At 68.8% G+C, this 12,817-nt stretch carries 12 protein-coding genes; 10 read left to right on the top strand and 2 right to left on the bottom strand.

Going from position 1 to position 12,817, the window contains the following annotated elements; all coding sequences use genetic code 11:
* Nucleotides 1–65: 65 nt before the first annotated feature.
* Complete coding sequence (locus Pth03_RS13815; protein WP_239119013.1) at nucleotides 66–374, top strand: dihydrofolate reductase family protein; 309 nt, start codon at nucleotides 66–68, stop codon at nucleotides 372–374.
* Between the two features lie 62 nt (nucleotides 375–436).
* On the opposite strand, the gene Pth03_RS13810 is transcribed toward Pth03_RS13815, so the two are convergent.
* Both Pth03_RS13810 and Pth03_RS13805 read right to left on the bottom strand, forming a co-directional pair.
* On the bottom strand, nucleotides 437–1,345 hold the full coding sequence (locus Pth03_RS13810) for an SDR family NAD(P)-dependent oxidoreductase (RefSeq protein ID WP_239119012.1): 909 nt from the start codon (nucleotides 1,343–1,345) through the stop codon (nucleotides 437–439).
* A gap of 186 nt (nucleotides 1,346–1,531) precedes the next feature.
* The gene (locus Pth03_RS13805) at nucleotides 1,532–1,981 is read right to left on the bottom strand and encodes a carboxymuconolactone decarboxylase family protein (protein WP_203944631.1); all 450 of its coding nucleotides are present in this window, start codon (nucleotides 1,979–1,981) and stop codon (nucleotides 1,532–1,534) included.
* A gap of 83 nt (nucleotides 1,982–2,064) precedes the next feature.
* Between Pth03_RS13805 and Pth03_RS13800 the strand changes: the two genes are divergently transcribed.
* The 9 genes from Pth03_RS13800 (at nucleotide 2,065) to Pth03_RS13760 (ending at nucleotide 12,767) form a co-directional block, all read left to right on the top strand.
* On the top strand, nucleotides 2,065–2,943 hold the full coding sequence (locus Pth03_RS13800; RefSeq protein ID WP_203944630.1) for a sigma-70 family RNA polymerase sigma factor: 879 nt from the start codon (nucleotides 2,065–2,067) through the stop codon (nucleotides 2,941–2,943).
* A gap of 615 nt (nucleotides 2,944–3,558) precedes the next feature.
* Entirely contained in the window at nucleotides 3,559–6,615 is a 3,057-nt protein-coding gene (locus Pth03_RS13795) for an AfsR/SARP family transcriptional regulator (RefSeq protein ID WP_203944629.1), read from the top strand.
* A gap of 370 nt (nucleotides 6,616–6,985) precedes the next feature.
* On the top strand, nucleotides 6,986–7,903 hold the full coding sequence (locus tag Pth03_RS13790; RefSeq protein ID WP_203944628.1) for a hypothetical protein: 918 nt from the start codon (nucleotides 6,986–6,988) through the stop codon (nucleotides 7,901–7,903).
* A 6-nt stretch (nucleotides 7,904–7,909) separates the two neighbouring features.
* Complete coding sequence (locus tag Pth03_RS13785) at nucleotides 7,910–8,518, top strand: hypothetical protein (protein WP_203944627.1); 609 nt, start codon at nucleotides 7,910–7,912, stop codon at nucleotides 8,516–8,518.
* Nucleotides 8,515–8,712 carry a MerR family transcriptional regulator gene (locus Pth03_RS13780; protein WP_203944626.1) on the top strand — a complete coding sequence of 66 codons (198 nt, stop codon included), beginning with the start codon at nucleotides 8,515–8,517 and terminating at the stop codon, nucleotides 8,710–8,712. The genes Pth03_RS13785 and Pth03_RS13780 overlap by 4 nt, the downstream gene beginning before the upstream one ends.
* Nucleotides 8,713–8,999: 287 nt before the next feature.
* Nucleotides 9,000–10,079: a histidinol-phosphate transaminase gene (locus tag Pth03_RS13775; RefSeq protein ID WP_203944625.1), complete on the top strand. Its 1,080-nt coding sequence runs from the start codon at nucleotides 9,000–9,002 to the stop codon at nucleotides 10,077–10,079.
* A gap of 15 nt (nucleotides 10,080–10,094) precedes the next feature.
* Entirely contained in the window at nucleotides 10,095–10,730 is a 636-nt protein-coding gene (locus Pth03_RS13770) for a mycothiol-dependent nitroreductase Rv2466c family protein (protein WP_203944624.1), read from the top strand.
* Between the two features lie 38 nt (nucleotides 10,731–10,768).
* Nucleotides 10,769–11,839 (top strand): 3-deoxy-7-phosphoheptulonate synthase, encoded by a 1,071-nt coding sequence (gene aroF, locus Pth03_RS13765; protein ID WP_239119011.1) that lies wholly within the window; start codon nucleotides 10,769–10,771, stop codon nucleotides 11,837–11,839.
* A 142-nt stretch (nucleotides 11,840–11,981) separates the two neighbouring features.
* Nucleotides 11,982–12,767, top strand: a complete 786-nt coding sequence (locus Pth03_RS13760) for a DUF3050 domain-containing protein (RefSeq protein ID WP_203944623.1) — start codon at nucleotides 11,982–11,984, stop codon at nucleotides 12,765–12,767.
* Nucleotides 12,768–12,817 lie beyond the last annotated feature (50 nt).

The raw sequence follows: 12,817 nt of genomic DNA, 5'->3' as shown, positions 1-12,817 counted from the left end.
AGGATCCATCGCTCGACGACTCAAGGCTCGTGTGGGCCGCGATCTGGAAGTCGCTCCCAAAGGTGGTGTTCGCCACCACGCTGCCGGCGGTGCAGGGCAATGCCCGCCTGGCCTCCGGCGGCCTGGCGGAGGAGATCGAGCGGCTGCGAGCCGAGCCGGGGGAGGGCGACATCGCGATCGGCGGCGCGACTCTCGCCGCCGAGGCGGCCGCGTTGGGTCTGATCGACGAGTACCGGGCCCGGGTCTGCCCGGTGCTGGTCGGCGGTGGCATTCCGTTCTTTCCCCAGCGCGAGCGCCGGGTGGATCTCGAACTCGTCGAGACCCGCACCTTCAGCTCGAAAGTCGTCTACCTCCGCTACCGCGTGGCGCGCTAGCAACTATGGCCAGCCTGGACACCGCGATGAGCCGGGTGCGACGTGGGCTCACTGGCTGGTGATCATCCGTTGAGTGTTGCTTTGAGCGCGTGGTCCCAGAGGCGGTCGGCGACGGCCGGGTCGACCGCCCAGTCCGCTACGCCGCCGGTCGCGTCCGGGCCGCCCGGCACCACCCCTTCTTCCTGGTTGTCCAAGAAGTAGCGGCCGGTCACTCCGTCGAGCAGCGGGGACGCGGCAAGCAGCACCGAGGTGGCAGCGCCCTGCTCCGGGGTCTTGTAGTAGTCCGGGGTCAGGAGGTTTCCCTCGTCGTCCATCGCGCCAAACGCCCGCATGGTGGCATCGTCGAGATGCCGCTGCAGGTTGGTGTGGATATAGCCGGGGTTCAGCGAGTTCGCGGTGACGCCGTCGGCGGCCCAGCGCCGGGCCACGCCGACGACGAGCAGGACTTCGGCCGTCTTCGACTGCCCGTACGCGGCCCATGGGTCGTACGGGCGTCGCTCGAAGTGCGGGTCGTCGAAGTCGAACGGCACGCCCAGATGAGCGCCGGAACTCACCGTGACCACCCGCGCGTCGCCAGCCTGCCGCAGGTTCTCGTGCAGGCCGGTGACCAGCGCGAAATGACCGAGGAAGTTCGTCGCCAACTGCAGCTCCCAGCCGTTGGCGGCGACCTGGCGGGTGGGCACCGCCATGATCCCGGCGTTCGCGACGATCGCGTGCACCGGCCCGGTCCAGCCGGCCACAAACGCGCGCACCGAGCCGAGGTCGCTCAAGTCCAGGGCCCGCTCGCCGCTGGCCGGGTTGCGCGTCGCGACGGTGACCTCGGCCCCCGCGCCCCGCAGAGCCCGGACGGTCTCCAGACCGATCCCGGAGGCACCGCCGGTGACGATGATTCGTCGCCCGGTGAGGTCGACGCCTGCGAGGATCTCGGCGGCCGTGGTCTTGGCGTTGAACGGAGTGCTAATAAGTGTCACGACCCCTACGGTAGGAACCGGGGTCTGGACTTGGAATGCCTCAGGCTCCGGCATAGTTGCGTGAGCGTCCAGCAAGCCGATCCCCTCGAAGAGGTCCTCACGCGCAGTTCGGATGTGACCTCAGGTTGGCGATGTAACTTCCTATCGGCTACATCGCCCAGCGTTCCCGCTACTAGGCTGCCCAGCTCACCAGGTCTTGCCCGCCTGCTCCCGGATCGTACGGTTGATCCGGTTAAAGAAGTTGGTCAGTGCGATCTCCAGGTTGATCGCGGACAGCTGCTTCTCTTCAAAGTGGGCGGCGGCCGCGTCCCAGATCTCGTCGGTCACACCTGGCGCGCCGTCCTGGATCCGGGTGGCGGCCTCGGTCAGCGCGAGCGCGGCTCGCTCCGCCTCGGTGAAGAAGGGCGTCTCGCGCCAGGCGACCACGTTGTGCAGCCGCTCGTCGGTCTCTCCGTGCTTCTTGGCCGCCGCGACCCCGGCGAAGACGCACGGGCTACAGCCGTTGATCTGGCTCGCCCGTAGGTGGACCAGTTCGAGCACGAGCGGATCGACGCCACCGGCGTGAATCGCCTTGTAGAGGTGCTGGATCGCCGTCATCACGTCGGCGTTCGCCGGGCTCTTCATGCGTGCTTCCATCGGTATTGCTCCTTCATCGGTTACCTGCGCCCGTCCGGGCCCGTCATCACCCATGACGGAGCAGATCCGAGGAAGGTAACAACATGTCCGACACCAGCCCGACGGACCCGGTGGGCGAGACGTTCGAGGCCCAGCGCGACCGGCTCCGCGCGGTCGCCTACCGAATGCTCGGATCGCACGCCGACGCCGAGGACGTGGTCCAGGAGGCCTGGCTGCGGCTCTCCCGCCAGGACACGGCGACGATCGACAACCTGGCAGGCTGGCTGACCACGGTGGTCGGCCGGATCAGCCTCGACGTCCTGCGGTCGCGCCAAGCCCACCCTGAGGCGTCCTACGACGACCGGCTGGCCGAACTCGTGGTGACGGTCGACGACGGCCCTGCGCCAGAGGACGACGTGGCGCTCGCCGACTCGGTCGGGCTCGCGCTCCTGGTCGTCCTGGAGTCGCTCCGGCCGAGCGAGCGGCTGGCGTTCGTGCTGCACGACCTGTTCGCGGTGCCGTTCGACGAGATCGGCCAGATCCTCGGCAAGTCCACCGACGCCACCAAGATGCTCGCCAGCCGCGCCCGCAGGAAGGTGCAGACGACCGAGCGGCCGACGGCCGCCGGACGCGAGCAGCGCGAGGTGGTCCAGGCCTTCCTGACGGCGGCTCGCCGCGGAGACTTCGAGGGGTTGCTGCGCGTGCTCGACCCCGAGGTGAGGCTGACCGTCGACACTCCCAACGGTGTGGTCGTCACCCTCGGCGCCACCAAGGTCGCCGCCGGCGCGCGCCTGGGCGCCGGCGCAGCCGCACGGCATCGGGCGGTGCTCGTCAACGGCCTTCCCGGGTTCGTCTCCTGGCGCGAGGATGGAACTCCGCTCTCGGTCGTCGCGTTCACCGTCGCCGACGGCCGGATCGTCGCCATCGCGACCGTGGTCGACCCGGCCAGGCTCGCGTCGATGGACCTGCCGGATCCGGGGTGAGTCGCGGCGCACAAGCCTCCTGAGTCGATTGTCAAGGGGGCGGATTCCGTTTTATTGGTGTTGAGGCGCAAAGAAGGTGCCATTGACGCATATGCCTTCCACGCCGAAGATAATTCATTCATCGCCGAAGTCGGTGGCCGGTACTTACGAGAAGGGAGGCCGCCGGCACCGTTAAGGTCGCGGAGAAGATTGCCCGCGTTTCATATGCCGGACACGGGCCATTGGTCGGTGTGGACCGCGGCTTGGCGGCGCGCGAAGAGCTTGCCGAAGCGGTGACCATTTTGAGACGGCCGAATCCGCATTTCACGACATGGCGCTGTTTGTGCATCTCGGGGTCGAAGGCCGTGGCCACCTGCCCTTCGACCCCGCCGCCGCTCGACCTGGGCACGTACGGCCCGGCTGAATATGAACGCAGACACGCCAATGCCGTTACACCGCTACGTCGCCACAAACCTCGACCTGTCACATTAAACCGAGATAATTCCGATATAACTTTAATTGGGTGTCTAGTCAGGTGTAACCCACATGTGGTGATGTGGGATTTCTAATTCCACTGGGCGGTGGGGAACAATGAGGCGGCACGGCACAAATGGGCTCGATGCTCCGGAGGGTCTGATGAAGCTCCGTCTTCTCGGGCCGCTTGAACTCGTGGAGGACGGTCACACCCTCAACCTCGGCGGTCCCCGGCCGCGGGCCATGCTCGCCGTACTGGGACTCAACGTCAAACACGTGACCACCATCGACCAACTCGTCGAGGCCGTCTGGGACGAGTCCCCGCCACCGTCCGCACGCGGGCAGGTCCAGGTCTGCATTTCCCGGATACGGAAGCTCTTCGCCAAGGCGGGGCACCCGGAGGCGATCAAAACCGAGAGCGCCGGCTACATCCTGCGCCTGCCCGAGGAGCACGTCGACAGCATGGTGTTCGCGGACAGGCTGCGGACCGCGAAGAAGCAGACGGACGGCAAGGAGGCCGTCAGGACACTGCGTACCGCGCTGGAGTTGTGGCGTGGCCCCGCGCTCGCCGGCCTGGACAGCACGCTGATACGCCGGGCGGCCGCGGCGCTCGACGAGCAGCGCATGGGGGCGATCGAGGAGAAGATGCGCCTGCAGTTCGAGCTCGGCCTGCACGAGGAGCTCATCGCCGAACTGGTGGTCCTCGTGGCCCAGCATCCGCTGCGGGAGCGGTTGCACTACTACATGATGCTCGCGCTGTACCGGACGGGCAGGCAGGCCGAAGCCCTGGAGACCTACCGCCGGGCCCGGACGACACTGATCGACCAGATCAGCGTGGAGCCCGGGCGGGAGCTGCAGGAACTGCACCAGGCCATGCTCACGCGCGATCCCGCGCTCAATCCTCCGCAGCGGGCCACGATGATCGTCCGCGCGCCGCTCGCACGAAAAGAAGAGGTCAGAAGGCCGGCTCCCGAGCCGCATCAGTGGGCCGTGCCGCGGCAACTGCCCGCCACCATCGCGGACTTCACAGGCCGTACGGAGGAGGTGGCCGAGATCAAGTCGGTGCTCACGGGCGTCGGCGTGGCGCCCTTCCCCGGCTACGCCATGCCGATCGTCGCGATATGCGGCAGGGCGGGAATCGGCAAGTCCACCCTGGCCATCCGGGTCGCGCACGAGTTGCACGACGTGTTCCCCGACGGGGCGCTCTACGCCGAGCTGCGAGGAGACGCGGCCGGCGACCGGACGTCCTGGCAGCTGGCGAGATTCCTCCGCGCGCTCGGTGTGGCGGGCAACGCGATCCCCGACAGCCTGGACGAGCGGGTGGAGTTGTACCGCAGCTGCCTGGCTGCCAGGCGGGTGCTGGTGGTACTCGACGAGGTCCATGACGAGGAGCAGGTACGCCCGCTGCTGCCGGGTAGCCCGACGTGTGCGGTGATCACGACGAGCAGGCACACGCTGACAGGCCTGCCGGGTGCCCATCACGTCGACGTCGAGCCGTTCGTTCCCGAGAACTCCACGGAGATGCTGACCAAGATTCTCGGACCCAAGCGCGTCATGGCGGAGGCGGACGCGGTCGCGGAGCTGTACCGGCTCTGCGGCGGGCTGCCGCTGGCACTGCGCATCACGGGGGCGCGGCTGGCCGCGCGCAAACGGTGGCCGATCAGCCGGCTGGTCGACCGCCTTCGTGACGAGGTGCGGCGCCTGGACGAGCTGGAGCATCGCGGCTGGGCGCTGCGCTCCAGCATCGACATGACCTACCAGGTCCTCGACGAGCCCGCCAAGCGACTGTTCCGGCTTCTGGCGATCATCCAGGCGCCCGATCTGCCGTCGTGGACCGCGGCCTCGCTGCTGGACACCGATCTCGCCGAGGCGGAGGAGGTGCTGGAGCGGCTGGTCGACGCCCAGGTGCTCGAGGTCGTCGACTATCCCGACGCGCGGCACCTTCGTTACCGGTTTCATGACCTGATCCGCGTCTACGCGCGGGAGCAGCTGCTGGCGGTCGAGCCTGAGCACGCGCGGTCGGCCGCGCTGGAGAGGGTGCTGGGCATGTGGCTCGCGCTGGCCGAGGAGGCACACCGCATGGAGTACGGCGGCGACTTCACGGTCATCCACGGCGGCGCGCCGCGGTGGCGGCCGCCGGACGTGGATCTGGCCGAGATCGTCCGCGTGCCCATGCACTGGTGGGACGGCGAGCGCACGTCGCTCGTGGCCGCGGTGCTGCAGGCGGCGGAGGCCGGTTTCGACGAGCTGTGCTGGGACTTGGCGCTCACCTGCGTCACGCTGTTCGAGGCCAAGGCCTATTTCGACGACTGGCGTCAGGTCGCCGAGGCCGCCCACGAGGCGGTCGTCCGGGCGGGCAACGTGACCGGTGTCGCGGCCATGACGTATTCCATGGGCACGCTGCACATGTTCCAGGGCCGCCTGGGGCAGGCCGAGCAGAACTTCCGCGGCGCCATGGAGTTGTTCGAGGCGCAGGGCGACGACCACGGCTACGCGCTCGTGTTACGCAACTGCGCCAACGTCGACGGCTTGCGCGGCGACCACACGGAGATGATCGCCAAGTACGAGCAGGCGCTGCGGCTCCTGGAGCGGGTCGGTGACAAGATCGGCGCGGCCCATGTCATGCGGACCCAGGCCAAGCACTGGCTTCCGCTCGGCGAGATCGAGCGGGCGCGCGCGCTGCTGGACCGCGCGCTGGAAATCTGCCGCGCCGTACACTGCGTCCGGGTCGAGGCGCAGGTCCTGCACACCTTCGCCGAGCTGCGCGTGCACACGGGGGAGCTGGAGCGGGCCCGCCAGGAGCTGCACCGGGTGCTCCGGATCGTGCGCGACGGTGAGGACCGGCTCGGAGAGGCGCACGCCCTGTACGGCCTCGGCGTGGTCCGGCACCATGAGGGCCGGCTGGACAGCGCGGAGAGCACGATCGTGCACACCGTCGAGCTGGCGCGGTCCATGGGGGAGCGGCTGATCGAGGGCAAGGCCATCTACACGCTGGGCGAGATCGCGCTGGCCAGAGGCAACGCCGCCCTCGGCAACAGGCACATCGAGCAGGCCAGGCGGATCTTCGTGGAACTGGGATCGACGGTGTGGGCGGTCAAGGCCGCGATGCTGCTGTCCGATTCCCATGTCGCCGACGGGGAGCTCGCCGGCGCGCAGGGGGCCGAACGAGGCGGTCGTCATCCTCACCCCGACGGTTCGGCGGGGCGCATCGGCTGCTGACGGAGCCGGACGGGGTACGGTCCGTGCTCCGCGCCGATCTTCTTCGGGCGGAGGCACGGACGAACGCCGGGGCGAACGGTTACCGCTGAGCGGCGACCGAGACGCTGCCGCCGTTCCAGTGGGTGTCGGCCGACGCGCCCCTCGTCTCGGACCGCAGGCCCATCGGGAACGTCGTACGGTTTGTGATCATCACTTCGAACTCCAGGAGTGAGCCGCTGACTCGAACACCATGATTGGACCGGTGGCGGCTTACCGCCCGGCTCCCGCCGGCTTTCCCTCGGTGGAAAGCGTTTGAGAAGCGGACGGATAGCGGGCGCGTCCATGGTGGAGCACGACCAGTACCGGACGCGATCCCCCCGGTGAGGAGACGATGACCTCCGCCCTCTGGCTCGACGACGACGACGTCCAGCGTGCACTGGGCGCTTTCGACCCAGTGACGCCGGTCGTCCAGGAACTCCTGGCGCTCGCCGGCCGGGAGCTCCAGCCGTGTGCCGGAGCTGACGGTGTGGAGCATGCCGTCGTCGTCCGCGACGCCGGCGAGAAGTACGTGCTGCCGCTGCGGGCGATGCGGGCCGTGTACCGGGCGTGCCTGGCGGCCGCGGCCGCGCGGCGGTTGATGGGGCCGAGCATCGCGACCGTGTGCGTCGTGGCCCCGCGCTACGCCGCCACCGCGCACCTGCGGTTGATCGCCAAGTACGTCAGGGACGCGGCGCACGTCGCGGTGTGCGTGACCGACGGTCCGGCAGGGCAGGGGGTCGAACAGTGGGTCATGGACGAGTTGTTCATGACGGGGGTCAACCTCACGATCGGGACCGACGTGGGGGAGGCGCTGTTCGGGGCCAACCTGATCGTGATCGACGCTCTCGACGCCGAGGTGCGGATCGAACAGATCTCGGCGGGCGCCGTCATCGTCAACGCGAGCGGGCGAGACCTGCCCGGCGCCGTGGTCGACGCCGTGGTCGTGATCTACGTTGAGGACGTGCGGTCGCCGGACGGGAACGTCCCCCGCGACCTTGCCCGGCGGAATCGCCTGACGGGACCCGGCTATACGGGCGCCACGCGCGCATACCGCAGGACGCCTCCTGTCTGCGACCTCAGGGCGCTGTTGCGGGCGGACGACGGTGTCCGCCCGCATGTGTCAGGGGTCGTCCTCGTTGAGATTCGCGGTGCGGAAGCGGCCGGCGAAGCGCTCGCACTCCACACCGGCAGGGCCGCCAGAAGTCTCGGCCTGGGCCGCCGGATCGACGACAGCCGGTCAGACACGCCGCCAAACAAGTACGGAGAGTGATCACTAATGCTCTGCCACGGATCCTTGTGCAACCGCCGGGTCTCGCCGGGCTTCCGCCTCTGTCAGGAGTGCAGGCAGGCGTTGCGGACCGGCCTGTGCTCCCTGCCCGGCCTTTTCCGTGAATGCGAACGGAGGCTGGCCTACCTGCCCTGCAGCAGCACGCAGCGGGTCAGCGGGACCGGGCCGAAGGGCATCGCGCTCAACGAGGCCGCGATGAACGCCCGCGCCAAGATCGCGGACGTGCTGTCCTCATGGTGCGCCCTGGTCGCCGCGCAGAAACAGGTCGCCGGCCCCGGCGTCGTCGGTGTCTCCGATCTGGCCGCCTTCCTCGAACGGCATCTCGACTGGCTGGCGGCTCACCCGGCGGTCGGGGAGTTCGTCGCGGAGATCGCGCAGCTGGTGGAGACCGGCCAGGCGGTGATCGAGCCCGGCCGCGCGCGCCCGCGCGCCCTGGGCCCCTGCGACAGGACAGGTTGCGGGCACACGGTGTACCTGCGGTACGACGACGGCGCCCAGGTCAGATGTACCGCAGGGCACAGCTGGCTCCCCCATGAGTGGCTGGCCCTCAGTCTGCACATCCGGCAGGCATCGCCCCACGCGGAGCGTGCGGTGTGACGACGCATGCCGGGTCGGCCCGGCCACGACGCGTCGTGTCCACTGAGCTGGCGGCGCTGGCCGTGGGCGTCAAGGAGGCCACGATCCGCAAATGGGCGAGCCGCGGAAAGATCCGGAGATATGGCTCTCCGGGGCGCGCGGAATACGACCTCGACGAGATCCTTCTCATGGTGGTGAAAAAAACCACTCATTGAATTCGGCAACTTTTGTCAACCCGTTCGGCGCGGTAGAGCCGGGCGGGTTCGGCGCGTTTGCTGAAAAGGTACAACGGTCCTGAGCTGCTGGTTCTCTCACAGGAAATCGGCGCAGGGGTATTGACCGACACCCTGGGAAAGTGTCACGATTTCCGGCGTGGCACCATTGTGCCCACTCCCGGGAAATGGCCCATACGGCGACCCCGGTCTTTCTCCTGACAATCCCGAGGCGATTGTCAGGACCACCCCCGCAGACTCGGAACTTTCCCATCCCTTAAGGAGGGACGATGAGCATTGTGCTGCCCCGGCTGCGCCCTGTTCTCGCGGATCTGGCCGGGCACCGGCCCGGCCCGGTGGTCGCGGCCCCCTCCGGGATCCCCGTACTGCTCGGCAACAACGAGTCGCCGCTGGAGCCGCTCCCTTCGGTGGCGGAGGCCATCGCGAAGGCCGCCGGCGACGTCAACCGCTATCCCGACGCGGCCTGCGCGACGCTCACCGCCGACATCGCCTCGTGGCTGGGTGTCGAGGCCGGGCAGGTCGTCGTCGGCTGCGGCTCGGTCGGCGTGCTCCAGATGCTGTTCGAAGCGGTGAGCGAGCCGGGGGCCGACGTGGTCTACGCCTGGCGCTCGTTCGACGCCTATCCGACGCTCGCCAAGCTTTCCGGCATGCGGCCGGTCACCGTGCCGCTGCGTGCCGAGCACCACGACCTGGCCGCGATGGCGGCCGCGATCACGCCCGCCACGCGCATGGTCATCGTCTGCAACCCCAACAACCCCACCGGTACGGCGGTCCGCGGCGAGGAACTCCAGGGATTCCTGGACCTGGTGCCCGACGACTGCCTGGTCGTACTCGACGAGGCCTACCGCGAGTACGTCAGGGATCCCGGTGTGCCCGACGGCCTGACCCTGGCCGGGACGAGAGCCAACGTGGTGGTGGTTCGCACGTTCAGCAAGGCCTTCGGCCTCGCGGGCCTGCGGGTGGGCTACATGGCCGGCCACCCGGCGGTCGCCGCAGAGGTCCGCAAGACCCGCCTGCCGTACTCGGTGAACCATGTGGCGCAGGTCGCGGCCGGCGCGTCGCTGCTCGCGCACGACGAGCTGATGGACCGCGTCGAGCAGACGGTCAAGGAGCGCGAGCGCGTCCGCGCCGCGTTGCTGGACGCCGGCTGGCCGGTCGCGCCGAGCGAGGCCAACTTCCTCTGGTTGCCCCTGGGGGACCGGACCGCCGAGTTCGCCGCCGCGTGTGCGGCCGAGGGCGTGAACGTCCGCGCCTACCCCGGCGACGGGATTCGCGTGACTATCGGAACTCCCGAGGCCGACGATACGTTCCTCCTGGCCACTCAGAGGCTGTCCGGCACACGAGATTAGCGAGGCGGCAACACGATGACGACGACACAGCAGCTCGAGCGCGACGGCGAAAGGCCCCAGGTCACCTTCTACTTCGACCCGGCCTGCCCGTTCGCGTGGATCACGTCCCGGTGGATCCTGGAGGTCGAACGCGTTCGCGACATCGATCTGCGGTTCCGGGTGATGAGCCTTTCTGTGCTCAACGAGCACAAGGACATCGAGCCGTGGTACCGCGAGTTCTGTGACCGGGCCTGGGGGCCGGTGCGCGTGGCCATCGCCGCCGCCCAGCACCAGGGCGACGATGTCCTGCGCGACCTGTACACCGCGATGGGCACCAGGATCCACAACCAGGGCAACAAGGACTACGCCGTGGTGATCGCCGAGTCGCTGGCCGAACTGAACCTTCCGGCCGAGCTGGCCGAGGCCGCCGACTCCGGCGAGTACGACGAGGCCCTGCGCAAAAGCCACCTCGAAGGCATGGAGCCGGTGGGTGAGGAGGTCGGCACGCCGACGATCCACATCGACGGCGTCGCATACTTCGGCCCGGTGCTGACCGCGATCCCCAGGGGCGAGCAGGCCGGCCGCCTGTTCGACGCGGCCAGGGAACTGGCCTCGTATCCCAAGTTCTTCGAGCTCAAGCGTTCGCGAACGGGTGGGTTCGACTTCACCTGACATTTCGACCACTCTTGCCCACCAGGGAAGGCGCCGTCATGCCAAGTTCCGAGATGCTGCATGTCTTCCAGCCCACCGTTGAGGTCCCCGAGCTCAACGAATGGCTCGCGCTCCTGTCCTCGCGCGGTGCCGACTCGTCGCTGATGTGGCTCGGCGCCACCCCGGTGATCGTGACCACGGAGACGGCGACGATTCCCGCCCCGCCGCGACTGGCGCGGCCCGTCGTGACGGTGCCCTCCGGTGACGGCGTCCGCCTGGGCAGGCGCGAGCTCCGTCCGGAGGGGACCGTCGTGTCCATCGGCCCTGCGAAGATCGGCGACGGAAGCGTCGCGATCTTCGCAGGGCCGTGCGCGGTCGAGAGCAGCGAGCAGATGGAGGACGTCGCGCGGGCCGTGGCAGGACGCGGGGTGGTGGGCCTGCGCGGCGGCGCCTTCAAGCCGAGGACCTCGCCCTACTCGTTCCAGGGGCTGAAGTGGTCCGGGCTGGAGATGCTGGAGGAGGTCAGGCTCAAGACCGGGTTGCCCATCCTCACCGAGGTCGTCGACACTCGCCACGTCGCCTCGGTCGCCGAGGTGGCCGACGCCTTGCAGATCGGTGCGCGCAACATGCAGAACTTCGAGCTGCTGCGTGAGGTGGGCGCGGCCGGGCGGCCGGTGGTGCTCAAACGCGGCTTCGGCTGCACCGTGGACGAGGTGCTGGGCGCCGCCGAGTACATCCTCGCCACGGGCAACGACCAGGTGATCCTCTGCGAGCGGGGAATCCGGACGTTCGAGCAGGCCACCCGATTCACGCTGGACATCTCCGCGGTGGCCCTGTTCAAGCAGCGCTCCCACCTGCCGGTCATGGTGGACCCCAGTCATTCGACCGGGCTGCCCAAGCTCGTGGAGCCGGTCGCGCTGGCCGCGGTGGCGGCCGGCGCCGACGCGCTGCTCGTCGACGTGCACACCCAGCCGGAGAAGGCGCTGTGCGACGGGGCCCAGGCGCTGCGGCCCTCCGGATTCCGCGAGCTCGTGGGCCGGCTGGAGATGCTCGCCCTCGGGCTGGGCCGGAACGTGAGCGTCGTGGTGGACGTGGACGTGCGCGACGCACCGGTCGCCCAGTCCGCCTGACCGCATTTCTGAATCGCCGGCGCGCCGAGCAGGCCAGGCGCCGGAGGGCTGTCCGTACAACGAGCCCACATTCACCTTGCCCCAATCCGGCCGCGTCGGGTGGTCGGAGCAACACGGAGCGCGACTACCCAAGGAGGACGAGATGTCGCGGTATCAATGGGGAGACACCCATCCCGGAATCGAGGAACTCACAGCACGCATCAAGCCGGCCAGAGACCGAGTGGTGGCGCACGCGCTCTACTCGGCGCTCGACACGCCCAAGGCGATCAACACGTTCATGGAGCACCACGTCTACGCCGTCTGGGACTTCATGTCGCTGCTCAAGTCGCTGCAGGGCAAGCTGACCTGCGTCACCGTGCCGTGGGTGCCCTCCGGGCCGACCGGCAGCCGCCGGCTCATCAACGACATCGTGCTCGTCGAGGAAAGCGACGAGCTGCACGGCGGGTTCATCAGCCACTTCGAGCTCTACCTCAACGGCATGGCTCAGGCGGGTGCGGACCGCTCCACCATCGACCCCTTCATCGACGAGCTTCGCCGGGGCACCGGCGTGCCTGAGGCCTTGGTCGCGGCAGGCGTGCCCGCGCCGTCGGTCGAGTTCGTCAAGGCGACCTGGCAGCTGATCCAGGACGCACCGGTGCACTGTCAGGCCGCCGCCTTCGCCTTCGGCCGGGAGGACCTCATCCCGGAGATGTTCGAGCAGGTCGTCAAGGTGAACGCCGACCATGGCGGGCGGCTGGACACGTTCGTCGACTACCTCGCCCGGCACATCGAAGTGGACGGTGAGGAGCACACTCCCATGGCCATGCAGATGCTCGCCGATCTGTGCCAGGACGACGAGACGAAATGGCAGGAGTGCGCGGAGACCGTCAACCGGGCGCTCGAGGCCCGCATGCGGCTCTGGGACGGCATCCTCGCGGCCATCGGCTGACCGGTCGAAAGCCGGCGCAGCTGACAGAGAAACCTCGCTCCGGCGCCGCG

The organism is Planotetraspora thailandica (assembly GCF_016863335.1).
GTDB lineage: Bacteria > Actinomycetota > Actinomycetes > Streptosporangiales > Streptosporangiaceae > Planotetraspora > Planotetraspora thailandica.
The sequence above is the reverse complement of the archived record's forward strand: the minus strand, read 5'-3'. Positions and strand labels throughout refer to the sequence as shown.

Coding starts and splice junctions, on each gene's coding strand:
- Pth03_RS13805 (WP_203944631.1), bottom strand. CDS start 1,981: ATGGAAGCACGCATGAAGAGCCCGGCGAACGCCGACGTGATGACGGCG.
- Pth03_RS13800 (WP_203944630.1), top strand. CDS start 2,065: ATGTCCGACACCAGCCCGACGGACCCGGTGGGCGAGACGTTCGAGGCC.
- Pth03_RS13795 (WP_203944629.1), top strand. CDS start 3,559: ATGAAGCTCCGTCTTCTCGGGCCGCTTGAACTCGTGGAGGACGGTCAC.
- Pth03_RS13790 (WP_203944628.1), top strand. CDS start 6,986: ATGACCTCCGCCCTCTGGCTCGACGACGACGACGTCCAGCGTGCACTG.
- Pth03_RS13785 (WP_203944627.1), top strand. CDS start 7,910: ATGCTCTGCCACGGATCCTTGTGCAACCGCCGGGTCTCGCCGGGCTTC.
- Pth03_RS13775 (WP_203944625.1), top strand. CDS start 9,000: ATGAGCATTGTGCTGCCCCGGCTGCGCCCTGTTCTCGCGGATCTGGCC.
- Pth03_RS13770 (WP_203944624.1), top strand. CDS start 10,095: ATGACGACGACACAGCAGCTCGAGCGCGACGGCGAAAGGCCCCAGGTC.
- aroF (WP_239119011.1), top strand. CDS start 10,769: ATGCCAAGTTCCGAGATGCTGCATGTCTTCCAGCCCACCGTTGAGGTC.
- Pth03_RS13760 (WP_203944623.1), top strand. CDS start 11,982: ATGTCGCGGTATCAATGGGGAGACACCCATCCCGGAATCGAGGAACTC.